15 protein-coding genes are annotated in these 15,873 nt (G+C 72.8%); 4 read left to right on the top strand and 11 right to left on the bottom strand.

All coding sequences use genetic code 11. From position 1 onward, the window contains the following. Positions 1 to 3: 3 nt before the first annotated feature. From AB0447_RS15725 to AB0447_RS15735, 3 genes are all read right to left on the bottom strand, one after another. Positions 4 to 1,401, bottom strand: coding sequence for a GNAT family N-acetyltransferase (locus tag AB0447_RS15725; RefSeq protein WP_366477204.1), 1,398 nt, complete (start codon positions 1,399 to 1,401; stop codon positions 4 to 6). 163 nt (positions 1,402 to 1,564) lie between these two features. Further along, positions 1,565 to 3,145 (bottom strand): alkaline phosphatase D family protein, encoded by a 1,581-nt coding sequence (locus AB0447_RS15730; protein WP_366477205.1) that lies wholly within the window; start codon positions 3,143 to 3,145, stop codon positions 1,565 to 1,567. Between the two features lie 97 nt (positions 3,146 to 3,242). Beyond that, positions 3,243 to 4,172 carry an alpha/beta fold hydrolase gene (locus AB0447_RS15735; RefSeq protein ID WP_366477206.1) on the bottom strand — a complete coding sequence of 310 codons (930 nt, stop codon included), beginning with the start codon at positions 4,170 to 4,172 and terminating at the stop codon, positions 3,243 to 3,245. A 223-nt stretch (positions 4,173 to 4,395) separates the two neighbouring features. Between AB0447_RS15735 and AB0447_RS15740 the strand changes: the two genes are divergently transcribed. Beyond that, positions 4,396 to 5,157 carry a GntR family transcriptional regulator gene (locus tag AB0447_RS15740; protein WP_366477207.1) on the top strand — a complete coding sequence of 254 codons (762 nt, stop codon included), beginning with the start codon at positions 4,396 to 4,398 and terminating at the stop codon, positions 5,155 to 5,157. Positions 5,158 to 5,256: 99 nt separating this feature from the next. Here the strand turns inward: AB0447_RS15740 and AB0447_RS15745 are convergent, their stop codons facing one another. The 3 genes from AB0447_RS15745 to AB0447_RS15755 all read right to left on the bottom strand — a co-directional run bounded on the left by AB0447_RS15745 (position 5,257) and on the right by AB0447_RS15755 (position 8,325). Continuing rightward, on the bottom strand, positions 5,257 to 6,411 hold the full coding sequence (locus tag AB0447_RS15745) for an ROK family transcriptional regulator (protein WP_366477208.1): 1,155 nt from the start codon (positions 6,409 to 6,411) through the stop codon (positions 5,257 to 5,259). A gap of 83 nt (positions 6,412 to 6,494) precedes the next feature. Then, the gene (locus AB0447_RS15750; RefSeq protein ID WP_366477209.1) at positions 6,495 to 7,145 is read right to left on the bottom strand and encodes a response regulator transcription factor; all 651 of its coding nucleotides are present in this window, start codon (positions 7,143 to 7,145) and stop codon (positions 6,495 to 6,497) included. Positions 7,146 to 7,149: 4 nt separating this feature from the next. Beyond that, the gene (locus AB0447_RS15755) at positions 7,150 to 8,325 is read right to left on the bottom strand and encodes a histidine kinase (protein WP_366477210.1); all 1,176 of its coding nucleotides are present in this window, start codon (positions 8,323 to 8,325) and stop codon (positions 7,150 to 7,152) included. Positions 8,326 to 8,433: 108 nt separating this feature from the next. On the opposite strand from AB0447_RS15755, the gene AB0447_RS15760 reads away from it, so the two are divergent. From AB0447_RS15760 to AB0447_RS15770, 3 genes are read left to right on the top strand one after another with little or no spacing between them, the layout of a single operon-like run. Beyond that, positions 8,434 to 9,348: an ATP-binding cassette domain-containing protein gene (locus tag AB0447_RS15760; protein ID WP_366477211.1), complete on the top strand. Its 915-nt coding sequence runs from the start codon at positions 8,434 to 8,436 to the stop codon at positions 9,346 to 9,348. A gap of 22 nt (positions 9,349 to 9,370) precedes the next feature. Continuing rightward, entirely contained in the window at positions 9,371 to 10,123 is a 753-nt protein-coding gene (locus AB0447_RS15765) for an ABC transporter permease (RefSeq protein ID WP_366477212.1), read from the top strand. A gap of 40 nt (positions 10,124 to 10,163) precedes the next feature. Next, positions 10,164 to 10,601, top strand: a complete 438-nt coding sequence (locus tag AB0447_RS15770) for a hypothetical protein (RefSeq protein ID WP_366477213.1) — start codon at positions 10,164 to 10,166, stop codon at positions 10,599 to 10,601. A 6-nt stretch (positions 10,602 to 10,607) separates the two neighbouring features. On the opposite strand, the gene mug is transcribed toward AB0447_RS15770, so the two are convergent. The 5 genes from mug to AB0447_RS15795 form a co-directional block, all read right to left on the bottom strand. Then, complete coding sequence (gene mug / locus AB0447_RS15775; protein ID WP_366477293.1) at positions 10,608 to 11,147, bottom strand: G/U mismatch-specific DNA glycosylase; 540 nt, start codon at positions 11,145 to 11,147, stop codon at positions 10,608 to 10,610. Then, a complete protein-coding gene (purB, locus tag AB0447_RS15780; RefSeq protein ID WP_366477214.1) occupies positions 11,144 to 12,577 on the bottom strand; it encodes an adenylosuccinate lyase in 1,434 nt (477 codons plus the stop codon). Before purB ends, mug begins: the two co-directional genes overlap by 4 nt. Positions 12,578 to 12,648: 71 nt before the next feature. Further along, positions 12,649 to 13,416, bottom strand: coding sequence for an SGNH/GDSL hydrolase family protein (locus AB0447_RS15785; RefSeq protein WP_366477215.1), 768 nt, complete (start codon positions 13,414 to 13,416; stop codon positions 12,649 to 12,651). Between the two features lie 23 nt (positions 13,417 to 13,439). Next, on the bottom strand, positions 13,440 to 14,453 hold the full coding sequence (locus tag AB0447_RS15790; RefSeq protein WP_366477216.1) for a hemolysin family protein: 1,014 nt from the start codon (positions 14,451 to 14,453) through the stop codon (positions 13,440 to 13,442). Continuing rightward, positions 14,450 to 15,805, bottom strand: a complete 1,356-nt coding sequence (locus tag AB0447_RS15795; RefSeq protein ID WP_366477217.1) for a hemolysin family protein — start codon at positions 15,803 to 15,805, stop codon at positions 14,450 to 14,452. The genes AB0447_RS15790 and AB0447_RS15795 overlap by 4 nt, the downstream gene beginning before the upstream one ends. Positions 15,806 to 15,873 lie beyond the last annotated feature (68 nt).

Here is a 15,873-nt window from a genome sequence, read left to right on the forward strand (position 1 = left end):
CGCTCAGCGCTGCGGCCGCGGGCGATCCTGCGATGCCGCGCGCGGAAGCTCGTACGGCAGCCGCGACCTGACCGGGGTGGCGTCCAGCCGGGTGGTGATCACCAGCGTGCCCTCCTCGATCTGGTAGTCCAGCGGCAGGCCGAGGCCGCGCATGGCCGCCACCATGCCCGTGTTGGAGGCCTGGGTGACCGCGTACACGCTGTCGCACCCGGCCTCCACGGCCATCGCGATCAGCCGGCGCAGCAGCTCGGAGCCGACGCCGCGGCGCTGCCAGTCGTCCTCGATCAGCAGCGCCACCTCGGTCTCGTCCCCGTCCCACAGCAGATGGCCGAGGGCGACCAGCTTGCCGGAGGCGGTGGTGGCGGCCAGGGTCCGGCCGAACCGGGGGCTGAGCAGGTGGGCCAGGTAGCGGTCGGCGTCGGCGACCGGGCCGTGGTAGCGAAGCGACAGCGTCCGGTCGGAGCAGCGCCCGTGCATGGCGAGCGCGGCCTCGTGATCGGCGGAGTCCGCGCGGCGCACGGTGATGTCGTTGCCCTCGGGCAGGGTCAGCACGTCCTGGCTGCGCGGCACCCGCGGCCCGAGCCGGGCGTCCAGCTCGACCAGGGCGCGGGCCCGGGCGAACTCGGTCGGGGTGAAGGGCAGGTAGGGCCGCTCGACGGTGATCGCGCCGCCCGAGGGGTCGCGCAGCCGCATCACGGTGGCCTCCAGGACCCCTTCGACGGGAGCGTCGGCGGCGGCGTTCGGCCGGCCCGAGAGAGTGGTGGCGGGCAGCGAGTGGATGGTGCAGCGGCCGAGCAGCTGGCGCAGGGAGAGGGGGAGTTCGGCGGCGTCGAGGGCCGTCCGGGTGGCGAGTCCGAGGACGCGGGTGGGGGTGTCGACCAGATCGTGGGCGTCGGCCCGCTCGATCCAGGTGCTGTGGCCGCCGGCGCGGGCGACGGCCCGGCCCAGCTCGGCGGTGACCAGGCCCTGCGGGGCGCGCAGCAGGAACTCGTCCACGGTGCCGCCCTCGGCGAGCGGGTGGGTCTGCAGGGTCAGGATGTCCACGTGCTGGGCGGCCAGCACGGTGCACAGCGCGGCCAGGCTGCCCGGCTCGTCCCGCACGGTCGTCCGCATCCGCCACAGGGTGGGGGATCCGGAAGCGGCCGCGGGGACGGCGGTATCGGAAGGCGCTGTCGTCTCCGGCGGCGGCGCATGGCTGTGGCGGCGCGCCCACCAGGTGTGGAAGGCGGCCGTGACCAGGAGTGCCACGGCCGAAGCCACGAGCAGGACGGGGCCGTTCGGGCCGTGCACGACGAGGTTGGCGATGCCGTCGGCGACGGCGACGGCGCAGAACAGGGCGGCCAGCTCGACGAGGTCGCGGCGCCAGTGGTGGATGTGCTTGCGAAGGGTGCGCTGAGTCATGCACACCACTGTGGCGAAGGGGTGTTGCGTGATCACGAACGATCTGTGACCGACTGGTTAAGGATCCATCTGGCCGATTTCGCCCTGTTTTCCTGGCTGTCTTCGGCCTATCGGCCTATCGCCCTATCGGCTTGTCGCCCCAACGGGCCGCGGGCCTCCCGGACTACTGTCCGACCTGGCCGGGCCGGAGCGTCCGGGAGAAGAGCACGCCCTCCCCTTCGGCGCGCAACCGGACGGTGAGCTCGCCGCTGTCCGCGTCGATGTCCACCTCCCCGTAGTACGGCGGGTGCTCCGCCGGGGACATGTTGGCGAACGGAGCCGACCGTACGAACTCCTGGCGCGGGCCGAAGGTGGCGTCCAGCCGGCCGTGCGGGAAGCCGCCGGCGCCGACCGGGCCCGAGACGAACTCCCAGAACGGCTCGAAATCCGTGAACGCGGCCCGCTCCGGGGCGTAGTGGTTCGCGGCCGTGTAGTGGACGTCCGCGGTCAGCCACAGGGTGCCGGTGATCCGGCGGTGCCGGATGAACCGCAGCAGCTCGGCGAGCTGGAGCTCCCGGCCGAGCGGGGCGCCGGGATCGCCCTGGGCCACCGCCTCGAAGTCGGTCGCGCCGTCGGGGACGACGATGCCCAGCGGCATGTCGGCGGCGATCACCTTCCAGGTGGCGCGGGAGCGGGCCAGTTCGCGCTTGATCCAGGCCAGTTGTTCGGTACCCAGGATGCCGACCGGGTCCTCGGTCTGCCGGCCGGGGGAGTTGGCGTTGCGGTACGTCCGCATGTCGAGGACGAACACGTCCAGCAGGGGGCCGTGGTGGACGACCCGGTACATCCGGCCCTCGCTGCCTTCTCGGAGTCCGGTGACCGGGAAGTACTCGGAGAACGCCCGGCGGGCGCGGGCCGCGAGCAGGTCCACCTCCTTGACCGTGTACCGGGGGTCCGACAGCAGCTGGCCGGGGTACCAGTTGTTGCGGACCTCGTGGTCGTCCCACTGGGCGATCACCGGGACCTGGGCGTTGAAGGCGCGGAGCTGGCGGTCGAGCAGGTTGTAGCGGAAGTTCCCGCGGAACTCGTCCAGGGTTTCGGCGACCTTGGACTTCTCCTCGGTGGTGATGTTGCGCCAGACGGTGCCGTCGCGCAGCGGGACCGCGGCCTGGATCGGGCCGTCGGCGTACACGGTGTCCCCGCTGAAGAGGAAGAAGTCGGGGTCGCACCGCCGCATCTCGTCGAAGACGCGGAAGCCTCCGCGGTCCGGGTTGATGCCCCAGCCCTGTCCGGCCAGGTCCCCGGACCACAGGAAGCGCACGCCGGAGCGGCGGGTGACCGGGGTGGTCCGGAACGTGCCGTACACGGGCTCGCTGCTGCGGCGCGGATCGTCGGGGTCGGCGAGCAGCACCCGGTAGTGGATCTGCCGGCCGGGCGGCAGGCCGTGCAGGGCGGCGGTGCCGGTGAAGTCGGTGGCCGGGCCGAGATAGGGGCCCGGATGCCGGCGTACGGCATAGCGGAAGGACTCGCTCGGGGAGGTCTCCACGTACATCCAGGCGGGCCGGTCGGAGCGGGTCCAGACGGTGGCCGAGAACGGGGTGATCTCACCGGACTGGACACCCCACGGCGCGCTGGGCCGGCCCGAGCGGGCGAAGGCGGGTGCGACGGGGGCCGGCGCGGCGAGGGCGGCGGGTGCGCCGGGCAGGGCGAGAACGGCGGACGCGGCGAGGGAGCCGCGGAACAGGGACCGGCGGGTGTGCGGCATCGGTGCGCCTCCAGAGACGGGTCGGGCCAGTGTGCCGTCGGCACCCCGGCCCGACCGCGACCTCGACGCGAACCGCCGGTGAACAGCCGTCAGACACTCACGGATGGACCCGGCGCGGACGTGCCGGGGCGGACGTGCCCGGTGTGGACGTTCCCGTAGGGGAGGTGCGTGGTGTGGACGTGCCCGGGGCGGCGGCGGCGCGGGCGGTGTCGAGGATGACCCGGGAGACCAGCGCCGGGTCGTCGTTCATCGGGACGTGGCCGCAGCCGGGCAGCCGGACCAGCCGGGCGTCCGGGATGGTGTGCTTGGCGCGGATGCCCTGGCGGCGGAGCAGCAGCCGGTCCCGGGAGCCCCAGGCGATGGTGACGGGCAGGCCGGGGACATCGGAGGTGAACCGTACGGAGCCGCCCGCGGCCAGGGTCTGGGTGAAACCGGTGGCGCCGCGCAGGGCCAGGGTCTCGGCGACCACCGCCTCCGGCGAACGCCGGGTGGGCCGGGCGTAGATGGTCCCGGTCAGGGCGGCCCGGCCGGCCGCGCTGCGGGCGAGGCGCTCGAGCGCGGGCAGCGGCAGGGCCTTCGCCCCGGCCCGCATCGCGAGGAGGGTCGCGAAGGCGTAGCGGCGCTCGGGCTCGGACCAGAAACCGGCGGGGGACAGCGCGGTCACCGAGCGGACCAGCCCGACGCGGCCCATTTCGAGGGCGAGCAGCCCGCCGAGCGAGTTTCCGGCGACGTGCGGGCGCTCCACCCCGAGGGCCGAGCAGAGGGAGGCGAGGGCGGGGACGACGGTGGCGAGGTCATAGGGGACGCCGTCCGGGAGCGGCTCCGAGGCTCCGAAGCCGGGCAGGTCGACGGCGATCACGTCGTGCCGGCCGGCCAGCACGTCGGTCACCGGCTGCCAGGCCTGGAGGTGATGGCCGATGCCGTGGAGCAGCAGGAGCGGCTCGCCCGCGCCCTTGCGCTCGTAGCGGGCGGTGGCCGTGCGCGGGCCGAGCGGGGAATCGATGGGGAACGACACCGTGGAGGTCATGCCGCATCACTACCGTCCGGTAGCCCCCTGCTACAAGCCCTTCGCAGGCCTCGGCGAGTCCGCGAACATCCCGTGAACGGCTTGATACGTATGCCCGATCTGCCCGGCAAAGGGATGAGGATTGGTCTTGACCAAGGGATTGCGTCGCCCTATGGTCGCAGGGATAGTGCAAGAACCTTTAATAAACAAAGGCGCGAAACGAAGGCGCGAACGAGGAGTCAGGGTGGGGACCACGCAGCTCGAAACGGTGCCGGAGCCGAAGTACTGGCACCTCAAGACCGTGCTCAGCGAGGCGCTCGATCAGGACTTCGCGGTGGGCGAGGTGCTGCCGAACGAGCGTGAGCTCGCGGCCCGCTTCGGCGTCGCCCGCGCGACCCTCCGGCAGGCCCTCGAACAGCTGGAGCTCGAAGGCCGGCTGCAGCGCCGCCGCGGAGTCGGCACCACCGTCGCCCCGCCGCGGGTCGGTGTGGCCGTCGGCAGCGCCCGGCACAGCTGGCCCGGTGAGGGCGGCGACGGCTGGCAGCCGGTCGACGCCACCGAAGGCCTGCCCACTGCCGCGGTCGCCAAGCTCCTCGGCGCCCCCGCCGACCGGCCGGTGCACACGGTGCGCCGGACCCGGGTCACCCAGGGCCAGGTCGTCGCCGCCGAACTGCTGTACGTCCCGGCCGCCTCGGTGCCCGGCCTCTCCGGCATCGACGCCCCCTCGGGGCCGGCCCGCGCCCGCGCCGTCCTCCGCGAACTCCAGCGCCTCGTCCTTGAAGGCCAGGACCGCGCGGTGGAGTTGGGCTCCGCCCGCGCCGACGACGCCAAGGAACTCGACCGGCTGCCCGGCGCCCCGGTCCTCCTGGTCACCACCCGCTACATGGCCGCCGCCGGCACCGCCGCGGTCTCCGTGGCCACGTACCGCGCGGACACCTGCCGGCTGACCTTCGGCGACGAGGGCGGCGTGGAAATCGCGCACCAGCCCGACCGCGTCGCCTCCTGACCCACCGGCCCGGCCCCCGTACGGCCGCCGCTTGCCGGCGTTCGTCCGGGGGCCGCGCCGTGGGTGCGCTCCTCGGTCCCGGGCCGGGCGCCGACGGGATCAGCGCCGGGCCGTGACCGACTTCTCCACGGCGAACAGCTCCGCCTCGACGTGGTCCATCGCCAGTCGCAACGCCCCGGTCGCCACCGCCGCCTCACCCAGCAGGGACAGTGCCACCCGCGGGGGCCGCAGGCAGTACCGCTCCAGTTCCCGCCGCAACGGGTCCAGTACGCCGTCCAGCCCGGCCGCCCAGCCGCCGACCACGACCAGCTCCGGGTCCATGGCCAGCACCAGCGCCGCCACGTCGTGGACCAGCCGCTGGATGAACCGGTCCAGCGCGGCCACCGCCCGCTCGTCACCCCGCTTGGCCATCGCGAAGACCTCGGCCACCGCCTGCTCGTCCAGCGGGTGCAGCGGCTCCCCGGTCGTCGACAGCAGCCTCTCCGGGGTGACCTCGCGCCCCAGCAGGTGCAGCGCGCCGATCTCGCCCGCCGCCCCTCCGAACCCCCGGTGCAGCCGGCCGCCGATCAGCGACCCGGCGCCGGGACTGAGCCCCGCCATCACGAACACCATGTCGTCCGTGTCCTGCGCGGCGCCCTTCCAGTGCTCCCCGACCGCCGCCGCGTTCGCATCGTTCTCCACCAGCACCGGGCAGCGGAACGACCGCCTCAGCCGGTCACCGAGCGGCAGCCCGGTCCAGCCCGGGAGCGCCGTGCCCAACCGCACCGTGCCGTCCGCCTGGACGATGCCCGGGCTGGCGACCCCGACCGCCCGCAGCGAATCCCGGGGCACTCCGGCCCGCCGCAGCAGATCGGCCACCGTGGCCCGGACCTTCTCGAGCCGCTCGTCGGCGGACGCCGTCTCGGCGACCTCCTTCGTGCCGGCGCCGATCACCCGGCCGTCCAGCCCGGACAGCAGCGCCGCGATCCGGTGCGAACCGATCTCGACACCCAGCAGATGGCCCGCCTCGGCCCGGAACCGGAACCGCCTGGCCGGCCGGCCCTGCCGGCGCGCGCCTTCCTCGGCCGAGGCCTCGACCACCAGCCCCGTGCCCATCAGCCCCTCGACGACCCCCTCCACGGTCGGCCGGGACAGCCCGGTCGCCCGCGTGAGGTCGGTGAGGGTCCGTGCGCCGGCCGCGCGCAGCGCACGCAGCACCACCGCGGAATTGATCCGCCGGAGCAGAGAGGGGTCCCCGCCGGTCAGCTGCCCCAACGTGTGTCCTCCCAGCTAGCGCGCCTGTCAGCCGGATCGTACTGCCCACCTGCGGCGGCGGCGAGAAGCGGCCCCCCATCCGTTCACGCCGGGGCGACGAACCCCGACTCGTACGCCGCGATCACCGCCTGGGTCCGGTCCCGTGCACCCAGCTTCGCCAGCACCGCACTCACATGGGACTTCACAGTCTCCGTCCCCACGAACATCTCGCCCGCGATCTCCGCATTGGTCAGCCCCCGCGCCATCAGCCGCAGCACCGCCTCCTCCCTCTCGGTCAGCGCGGCCCGCTCCAGCGCCGCCCGCGCCCGGCTGTTTCCGTACTCGGTGGCCAGCGAACGGACCGCCGCGGGGAACAGCAGGCTCTCGCCCTCGGCGACCAGCCGCACTGCGTGCACGATCTCCGACGGCCGGGCCCGCTTCAACAGGAACCCGTCCGCGCCGGCCCGCAGCGCCCGGTAGACGTACTCGTCGTTCTCGAAGGTCGTCACCACCAGGATCTTCGGCGGGGAGTCGACGGACTTCAGCACCGCCTTCGTCGCCTCGATCCCGTCCAGCAGCGGCATCCGCACATCCATCGCCACCACGTCCGGGCGCAGCTGCCGCACCAACGGGATCACGGAGGCCCCGTCGGCGGCCTCGCCCACCACCTCGATGTCGGGCTGCGCATCGAGCACGGCGCGCAGACCCGCGCGGACCAGGGGTTCGTCGTCGACGAGCAGTACGGTGACCGGCATCCGGTCAGCCTATTCGCTCCAGCGGAAGCCGCGCGCGCACCCTCCAACGACCCTTGTACGGACCGGTCTCGGCCTCACCTCCCAGCAGGGCCGCCCGCTCCCGTATACCGCGCAGCCCGCTCCCTCCGCCGGTGGACACCACCGGCCGCGTGGGCAGCGGGTTCGACACCTCCAGATCCAGCCGTTGCGCGCCCATCGCCACCCGCACCCGGACCGGAACCGGTCCGCAGTGCCGCAGTACGTTCGTCAGCGCCTCCTGCAGGATCCGGTAACCCTCCCGGGTGACCGGGCCCGGCAACGTCTCCAGCGGGCCGGACAGTTCGGCCTCCACCGTCGCCCCCGAGGCCCGGGCCGATTCCAGCAACCGGTCCGCCTCGGCCAGCGTCGGCCGCTGCGAGGGGCGCGGCCCGGTGTCCCGCAGGACCGCCAGGACCCGCTCCAGATCCTCCAACGCGGCGCGGCCCGTCTCCTCGATGGCGCTCAGCGCCCGTTCGGTGAAGGCGGGATCCCCCGCCGCTTGCGCCGCTCCGGCCTGCACCACGGCAACCGTCAGGGCGTGCCCGATCGTGTCGTGCAGCTCCCGCGCGATCCGGGTCCGCTCCAACAGCTGTTCGGTGCGCTGCTCCAGGGCGGACAGCCGCTCGGCCGCCGAGGGCCCCAGCAGCCGGGCCGCCACGGCGGTGACCAACTCGCCCAGCAGGAACACGGTCACGAGCAGCACGATCAGCGGTACGGGCACCAGCGCGGCGGCCGCCCAGCGCGGTGGCTGCACGGGCAGTGACACGTCGCCCTGCACCGGGTACCCGCAGGCGAGGGTGACCAGTTCGACGGTGAACACCGGCAGCCACACGGTGGCGAACATGGTGACCATCGCCAGCACCATGCGGACCTCCAGCCACAGCACGGTCCGCCAGCGGTCCCCCCAGCGCCTGGAGGCGGCCGTGGATATGGCGCCGTCCTCGGCACCCCGGTCGTAGGGGGTGAGCAGGAACTGCGCCTGGAGCCCCTCGGCCGTCCGCACCCAGGGAATCAGCCCGAACGGCGCGATGAACACCGCAGGCAGCCACGGCGCCTCGGGCATGATGAAGATCCAGACCGCGACCACCAGCACGGGCACGCACAGGTGCAGCCAGCGGGAGTAGGTCACCGGCCGGATGGCGAAACGGAGCAGTCGGTACATGCCCACATCGTGACACTCCGTCGATCACCGCCGTCTCCCCCGTGCGGGGGAGACGATCCCCCCGCACGGGGGAGGAAGGGGGGTGGGCCCGGCGGCGAATCTTGAGCCATGAACAGCATCGAGATCCGCCGACTGACCAAGGAATACGGTGCCACCCGGGCCGTGGACCGCCTCGGCTTCGACGTCCTGCCCGGCCGGGTCACCGGCTTCCTCGGCCCCAACGGCGCCGGCAAGTCCACCACCATGAGACTGCTGCTGGGCCTCGACCGGCCGACCTCCGGCACCGCCACCATCGGCGGCCGCGCCTTCACCGACCTCACCGAACCGCTCCACCACGTCGGCGCCCTCCTGGACGCCCAGGCCGCCCACGGCGGCCGGACCGGCCGGGACCACCTGCTCGCCCTCGCCGCGAGCAACCGCATTCCGGTCCGCCGGGTGGACGAGGTCATGGAGCAGGCCGGCATCGGCTCGGCGGCGCGCAAGCGCATCAAGACCTACTCGCTGGGCATGCGCCAGCGCCTCGGCATCGCCGCGGCACTGCTCGGTGACCCCGGTGTCCTGCTGCTCGACGAGCCGACCAACGGGCTCGACCCCGAGGGCATCATCTGGATCCGCGAGCTGATGCGCAGTCTGGCCGCCGAGGGGCGGACGGTCCTGGTCTCCAGCCACCTGATGTCCGAGACCGCCTCCTTCGTGGACCACCTGGTCGTCCTGGGACGCGGAAGGCTTCTTGCCGACACATCGATGAAGGAATTCATCGATGCGCGGAGCACCCCCCGGGTCCGGCTGCGCACCTCGGACCCGATACGCCTGCGGGCCACCTTGGCCCGGGACGGCCTCGAACTGATCGAGGCGGCGGAAGGCCGCTGGACCGTCGACGGAGCGCAGGCCGAGCAGATCGGCGCGCTCGCCGCCCGCGAGGGCATCCCGATGTTCGAACTGTCGGACGAGCGGGCCTCGCTGGAGCAGGCCTACCTCGACCTCACCGCCGACCATGCCGAATTCGCCGCCACCCCCCGCTGACTCCCACAGGAGGCTCCACCCCATGTCCACCACCGCCCTGCCCACCCGCCCCGTCCTGCACGCGGAATGGATCAAGATACGGTCGCTGCGAGGCACCCTCTGGTCGCTGATCGCCGTCTTCGTCGTCACCGCCGGGATCCAGGTGCTCACCGCGGCCGCCATCGGCACCGCCGAGGAGGGCAGCATGGGAGCGGACCCGCTGCTCGCAGCCTTCTACGGCCTCAACTTCGGGCAGATAGCCGCCATCGCGTTCGGTGCGAGCGCGTTCTCGAACGAGTTCCACAACAACGCCCTGAGGGTCACGCTGACGTCCGTGCCGGACCGCACCCGCTTCTACCTGTCGAAGGTCCTCATGGTGGGCGGGCTCGCGCTTCTGGTGGGCCAGGTCACGGGGTTCGTCACCTTCGCTGCCGGCCAGGCCTTCATGGGGCAGTACGCCATCGGGCTGGGAGACGAGGGCGCGGTCCGTGCCATGGTCGGCAGCGGGGTCTACTTGGCCCTGATGGCGCTGTTCGCCGCCGGCCTGACGGCGATCCTGCGCAGTGGTACCGCGGTGTTGAGCCTGCTCATACCGTTCATCCTGATCGTCTCCTTCGTCGTGGGCGAAGTCGTGGGCGGCATCAGCCAGTACCTGCCGGACCGTGCCGGGCAGCTGGTGATGCGCATCGAGCCGCACGGCGAGCTCGGCCCCTGGACCGGGCTGGGGGTGATGGCCCTGTGGGCGCTGGCCGCGCTGGTCGGAGGCTGGCTGGCGGTGCGCCGCCGGGACGCATGACGCAGGGCCAGTTGTCAGTGCCGGCCGGAATACTGACGGCATGACCACGGCACAGCATCTAGAGACGATAGACCGGCTCCGGACGCGCGAGTTCCCCGCGGTCCGGGGCAGGTCCGGGACGGTGACCAGCGGACCCGGCTACCACCTCGCCGAGTTGGGCGGCAGCCGCTGGTACGGGGACGAGGACGCCGCCGACCGGATCGAGGGGGAGGAGCAGGTGTCCGCCGAGTACGGGGCGCTGGCGCAGGAACTGGCCGGCCGCTGGGGGGAGCCCGACCTGGTGCCGCTGGCCGGCCTGCTGGAACGAGCCGGTGCGGGGGAACGGCTCGCCCAGCCCTGGCAGGAGCTGAGCGGCACCACCGATCACCTGAACCTGTGGCGGGTGGGGGACCGGTGGGTGGCGGTGTACGCGGCGCAGTGGGGGGCCGACCACTCCCCGCAGCTGATGGCGGCGGTCACGGTGATCGACCCGCCTTAGGGAGAGCTATGGCCGGTCGGCGGCGGCGCGGAGGCGGGCGTACTCCTGGGCCATGGTCTCGGCGGTCCAGTGGGCGTTGAGGCCGCTGGGGTTGGGGAGGGCCCAGATGCGGGTGGCGCCGATGGTGCGGGCCTGTTCGCCGATGGCGGCGCGGCGGTCGCCGAAGGCGGTGCGGTAGGCGGTCACGCCGACCACGGCCAGCCACTGGGGGCGCAGCTGCTCCACCTTGGCGGTCAGGATCCGGCCGCCCTCGCGGAACTCCTCGGCCGACAGTTCGTCGGCCCGCGCGGTCGCCCGGGCCACCACGTTGGTGATGCCCAGGCGGTAGGTCAGCAGCTCCTCCTGCTCGGCGGGTGCCAGCCGGCGGGGGGTGAAGCCCGACAGGTGGAGCACGGGCCAGAAGCGGTTGCCGGGACGGGCGAAGTGGTGGCCCGTCGCGGCGGAGAGGAGGCCCGGATTGATACCGCAGAAGAGCACGCGGAGACCGCCCGCGACCACGTCGGGGACGACGCGGTCACGGGCGGCGTTCAGCTCCTCGGGGGTCAGAGGATCGACCCCGGCGTGTACCCGGCGGCCTCCGGGTGCTGCTTGGCAATCTCCTCGATGCGGGAGACCACCGTGGCGACCTGGTCGCCGGCCGCGCCCGTGAAGGACAGCTTGTCCGCCATCAGGGCGTCCAGCCCGGCCCGGTCCAGCGGGATGCGCTCGTCGGCGGCCAGCTTGTCCAGCAGCTCGTTGCGCTCGGCGCCCTGCTCGCGCATGGCGAGCGCCGAGGCCACCGCGTGCTCCTTGATGACCTCGTGGGCCACCTCGCGGCCCACACCGGCGCGCACGGCCCCCATCAGCACCTTGGTGGTGGCGAGGAAGGGGAGGTAGCGGTCCAGCTCGCGGGCCACGACGGCCGGGAAGGCGCCGAACTCGTCGAGCACCGTCAGGAAGGTCTCCAGCAGGCCGTCGAAGGCGAAGAACGCGTCGGGCAGGGCCACCCGGCGGACCACGGAGCAGGAGACGTCGCCCTCGTTCCACTGGTCGCCGGCCAGCTCGCCGGTCATCGAGGCGTAGCCGCGCAGGATGACCATCAGGCCGTTCACGCGCTCGCAGGAGCGGGTGTTCATCTTGTGCGGCATCGCGGAGGAGCCGACCTGGCCCGGCTTGAAGCCCTCGGTCACGAGTTCGTGCCCGGCCATCAGGCGGATCGTCTTGGCGATCGAGGACGGGGCGGCCGCCAGCTGCACCAGGGCGGTGACCACGTCGTAGTCGAGGGAACGGGGGTACACCTGGCCGACCGAGGTGAAGGCCTGGCCGAAGCCGAGGTGCGCGGCGATCCGCTGCTCCAGGTCGGCAAGCTTGCCGGCGTCACCGCCGAGCAGGTCCAGCATGTCCTGGGCGGTGCCGACCGGGCCCTTGATCCCGCGCAGCGGGTAGCGGCCCAGCAGGTCCTCGAGGCGGCCGTAGGCGACCAGCAGCTCGTCGGCAGCCGTCGCGAACCGCTTGCCGAGGGTGGTGGCCTGGGCGGCGACGTTGTGCGAGCGGCCGGCCATGACCAGCTCGGCGTACTCGCCGGACAGCTTGCCCAGGCGGGCGAGGACGGCGACCGTGCGGTCCCGGGCCAGTTCCAGGGAGAGGCGGATCTGGAGCTGCTCGACGTTCTCGGTGAGGTCGCGCGAGGTCATGCCCTTGTGGACGTGCTCGTGGCCGGCGAGGGCGTTGAACTCCTCGATGCGGGCCTTCACGTCGTGCCGGGTGATCTTCTCGCGCTCGGCGATGGACGCGAGGTCGACCTGCTCCAGGACGCGCTCGTAGTCGGCCAGGGCGGCGTCCGGGACCTCGATGCCGAGGTCCTTCTGGGCGCGCAGCACGGCGAGCCAGAGCCGCCGCTCCAGGGTCACCTTGTACTCGGGGGACCACAGGACGGCGAGCTCCGGGGAAGCGTAGCGGCCGGCCAGGACATTGGGGATGCGGGGCTTGGCAGTCACGTAAAGGGATTCTACTGGCCGCCGGGCTGTGGGTTTACGCAGGTCCGGGGCCCGTCCCAGGTTGTGGATTGCTACGAGAACGGCAGCAGGTCGGGGCGCTTGGCGGGCCGGCCGTCGCCGGAGGAGCGGCCGGTGAGGCGCCGGCCTATCCACGGCAGCAGATGCTGCCGGGCGAACCGGAGGTCTTCGGTCCGCCGGACCGTCCAGCCCGCGGGCCGGCCCGGCGCCAGTGCGGCCCGCCAGTCCTCGGCCGCCGGCAGCCCCAGAGCCTGCCAGACCGCCTCGGCGACCCGGCGGTGGCCCTCGGCGTTCAGGTGCAGCCGGTCGACGTCCCAGAGCCGGGGGTCGCCGAGCACCGGTGCCCCGTACAGGTCGACCACCAGGGCCCCGTGGCGCGCGGCGAGCTCCTCGATGACCGCGAAGAGCTCCTCCATGCGCGGCCGGAAGCGTTCCATCACCGGACCGTTGCGGCCCGGAGAACGCATCAGCACCAGCTGCCCGCAGGCCGGGGCCAGCCGTTCCACGGCCTCCTCCAGGTGGCCCCGGACCCGGCCCATGTCCACCTTGGGGCGCAGCGCGTCGTTCAGCCCGCCGACCAGGGTGACCACGTCGGCGCCCATGGCTGCCGCCGTGCCGACCTGGTCCTCGACGATCTGCCCGATCAGCTTCCCGCGCACGGCCAGGTTGGCGTAGCGGAAGTCCGGTTCCCGGGTCGCGAGGCGGGCGGCGAGCAGGTCGGCCCAGCCCCGGTAGGAGCCGTCCGGCAGGCCGTCCGACATGCCCTCGGTGAAGGAGTCGCCGACCGCGACGAAACTGGTGTAAGAGGCATTCATCTGCATGGCGGAGCGATGTTACCGCGCAGTCAGGCCCGCTTGCCGAACAGTTCGCGCAGGACGTCCTCCATGGTCACCAGGCCCGCCATGGCCCCGTCCTGGCCGCGCACCGCGGCCAGATGGGTCCGGCTGCGCCGCATCGCGGTCAGCACGTCGTCCAGCGGGGTGTCCGCCCGTACCTGGGCGATCGGCCGCAGTGCCGGCAGCGGGAACGGCTCGTCCCGCGCCGTCGCGTCCAGGGCGTCCTTGACGTGCAGATATCCGAGGATCATGCGCTGTTCGTCGATCACCGGGAAGCGCGAGTACCCGCTGGCCGCGGAGAGCCCCTCCAGTTGCCCGGGCGTGATCCCGGCCCAGGCCGGCACGACCTTTTCGGCCGGCAGCACCACGTCGGTCACCGGCCGGCGCCCCAGTTCCAGCGCATCGTGCAGCCGCTCACTGGCCCGGTCGTCGAGCAGACCGGCGTCGCTGGAGTCCTTCACCATCCGGGCCAGCTCGTCGTCCGAGAAGCTCGACGCCACCTCGTCCCTCACCTCCACCCGCAGCAGCCGCAGCAGGGCGTTGGCGAAGGCGTTGATGGCGAAGATCACCGGCTTCAGCGCCCGGGTGGTGGTCACCAGCGGCGGACCCAGCAGCAGCGCCGTGCGCACCGGCTCGGCCAGGGCCACGTTCTTCGGCACCATCTCGCCGAAGAGCATGTGCAGGTAGGTCGCGAGGGCCAGCGCCACCACGAAGGAGATGGGATGGGTCAGCCCGTGCGGGACACCGGCGAGGTCGAGGAGCGGGGTCAGCAAGTGGGCGATGGCCGGCTCGGCCACCACGCCCAGCACCAGGGTGCACAGGGTGATGCCCAGCTGCGCCGCCGCCATCAGAGCCGACACGTGCTCCAGGCCCCAGAGCACGCTCCGGGCCCGCCGGTCCCCCTGCTCGGCGTACGGCTCGATCTGGCTGCGGCGGACCGAGATCAGCGCGAATTCCGCACCAACGAAGAAGGCGTTGACGACCAGGGTCGCCAGGCCGATCAGCAACTGGACCGTGGTCATCGGGCCGCCTCCGAACCGTGCTCGTCCCCGTCGTCGTCTCCGGTGGATCCGACCGGTGCGTGCAGCAGCACCCGCGCGGCCCGCCGTCCGGTGTCGTCGACCACGTCGAGCCGCCAGCCGTCCAGCTCCAGGGTGTCGCCGACGGCGGGAATGCGGCCCAGTTCGGTCGCCATCAGCCCGGCCAGGGTCTCGTAGGGGCCGTCCGGCACCCGGAGCCCGATCCGCTCCAGCTGGTCGGTGCGCGCCGCACCGTCCGCCGAGTAGAGCAGGCGACCGTGGGCGTCCGTACCGGCCGAGGCCAGATCGGGCGTCTCGTGCGGATCGTGCTCGTCCCGCACCTCTCCCACCACTTCCTCGACGATGTCCTCCAGCGTGACCACTCCGGCCGTACCGCCGTACTCGTCGATCACCACGGCCATCGTCTGCTTCCCGGACAGCCGGTCCATCAGCCGGTCCACGGTCAGCGACTGGGGGACCAGCAGCGGCGCCCGCAACAGCTTGGCCACCGGGCGGAGGCGCCGTTCGGCGGCGGGCAGGGCGAGCACGTCCTTGATGTGGACGGTGCCGACCACCCTGTCCAGGCTGCCCTGGTAGACGGGGAACCGGGACAGACCGGTGGCCATGGTCGCGTTCGCCACGTCCTGCGCCGTCGTCTGCACGTCCAGGGCGGTCACCTGGACCCGCGGGGTCATCACGTTCTCCGCCGTCAGGTCGGCCAGGTTCAGGGTCCGTACGAAGAGCTCGGCGGTGTCCTTCTCCAGGGCGCCCGACTTGGCCGAGTGCCGGGCCAGCGCCACCAGCTCCTGCGGGGTGCGGGCGGAGGCCAGCTCCTCCGCCGGCTCCATGCCGAACCGGCGCACCGTGTGGTTCGCGGTGGTGTTGAGGTGGCCGATCAGCGGCTTGAAGGCCCGGCTGAACACCCGCTGCACGGTGGCGACCCGCTTGGCGATGGCCAGCGGCGAGGAGATCGCCCAGTTCTTGGGCACCAGCTCGCCGACGACCATCAGGACGACGGTCGACAGGATGGTGCCCAGTACCAGGGCGGTGGAGGAGGCGGCGCCCGAGGACAGGCCGATGGCTTTGAACGGGCCCGTGAGCAGGGCGGCGATCGAGGGCTTGGCGATCATGCCGATGACCAGGCCGGTGACGGTGATGCCGAGCTGCGCGCCGGACAGCTGGAAGGTCAGGCTGCGGACGGCCGCCAAGGCGCTCTCCGCCCCTCGCTCACCGCGCTCCACGGCCCGTTCCAGCTCGCTGCGTTCGACGGTGGTCAGCGAGAACTCGGCCGCGACGAAGACGCCGCAGGCCAGACAGAGCAGCAGCGCCACCACGAGCAGAAGCACTTCGGTCATCGGTTCACCTCCGTCCAATGATCAACCAGGAGGAGGGGAGTCGCGCGACGTCGGGTGCGGAGAGCCGG

The organism is Streptomyces sp. NPDC051211 (assembly GCF_040689505.1).
GTDB lineage: Bacteria > Actinomycetota > Actinomycetes > Streptomycetales > Streptomycetaceae > Streptomyces.

Bases quoted from the DNA above. Each gene is read 5' to 3' on its own strand.
- AB0447_RS15795 (WP_366477217.1), bottom strand. From the start codon at position 15,805: ATGACCGAAGTGCTTCTGCTCGTGGTGGCGCTGCTGCTCTGTCTGGCC.
- AB0447_RS15790 (WP_366477216.1), bottom strand. From the start codon at position 14,453: ATGACCACGGTCCAGTTGCTGATCGGCCTGGCGACCCTGGTCGTCAAC.
- AB0447_RS15785 (WP_366477215.1), bottom strand. From the start codon at position 13,416: ATGCAGATGAATGCCTCTTACACCAGTTTCGTCGCGGTCGGCGACTCC.
- AB0447_RS15760 (WP_366477211.1), top strand. From the start codon at position 8,434: ATGAACAGCATCGAGATCCGCCGACTGACCAAGGAATACGGTGCCACC.
- AB0447_RS15725 (WP_366477204.1), bottom strand. From the start codon at position 1,401: ATGACTCAGCGCACCCTTCGCAAGCACATCCACCACTGGCGCCGCGAC.
- AB0447_RS15750 (WP_366477209.1), bottom strand. From the start codon at position 7,145: ATGCCGGTCACCGTACTGCTCGTCGACGACGAACCCCTGGTCCGCGCG.
- AB0447_RS15770 (WP_366477213.1), top strand. From the start codon at position 10,164: ATGACCACGGCACAGCATCTAGAGACGATAGACCGGCTCCGGACGCGC.
- AB0447_RS15755 (WP_366477210.1), bottom strand. From the start codon at position 8,325: ATGTACCGACTGCTCCGTTTCGCCATCCGGCCGGTGACCTACTCCCGC.
- AB0447_RS15765 (WP_366477212.1), top strand. From the start codon at position 9,371: ATGTCCACCACCGCCCTGCCCACCCGCCCCGTCCTGCACGCGGAATGG.
- AB0447_RS15735 (WP_366477206.1), bottom strand. From the start codon at position 4,172: ATGACCTCCACGGTGTCGTTCCCCATCGATTCCCCGCTCGGCCCGCGC.
- AB0447_RS15730 (WP_366477205.1), bottom strand. From the start codon at position 3,145: ATGCCGCACACCCGCCGGTCCCTGTTCCGCGGCTCCCTCGCCGCGTCC.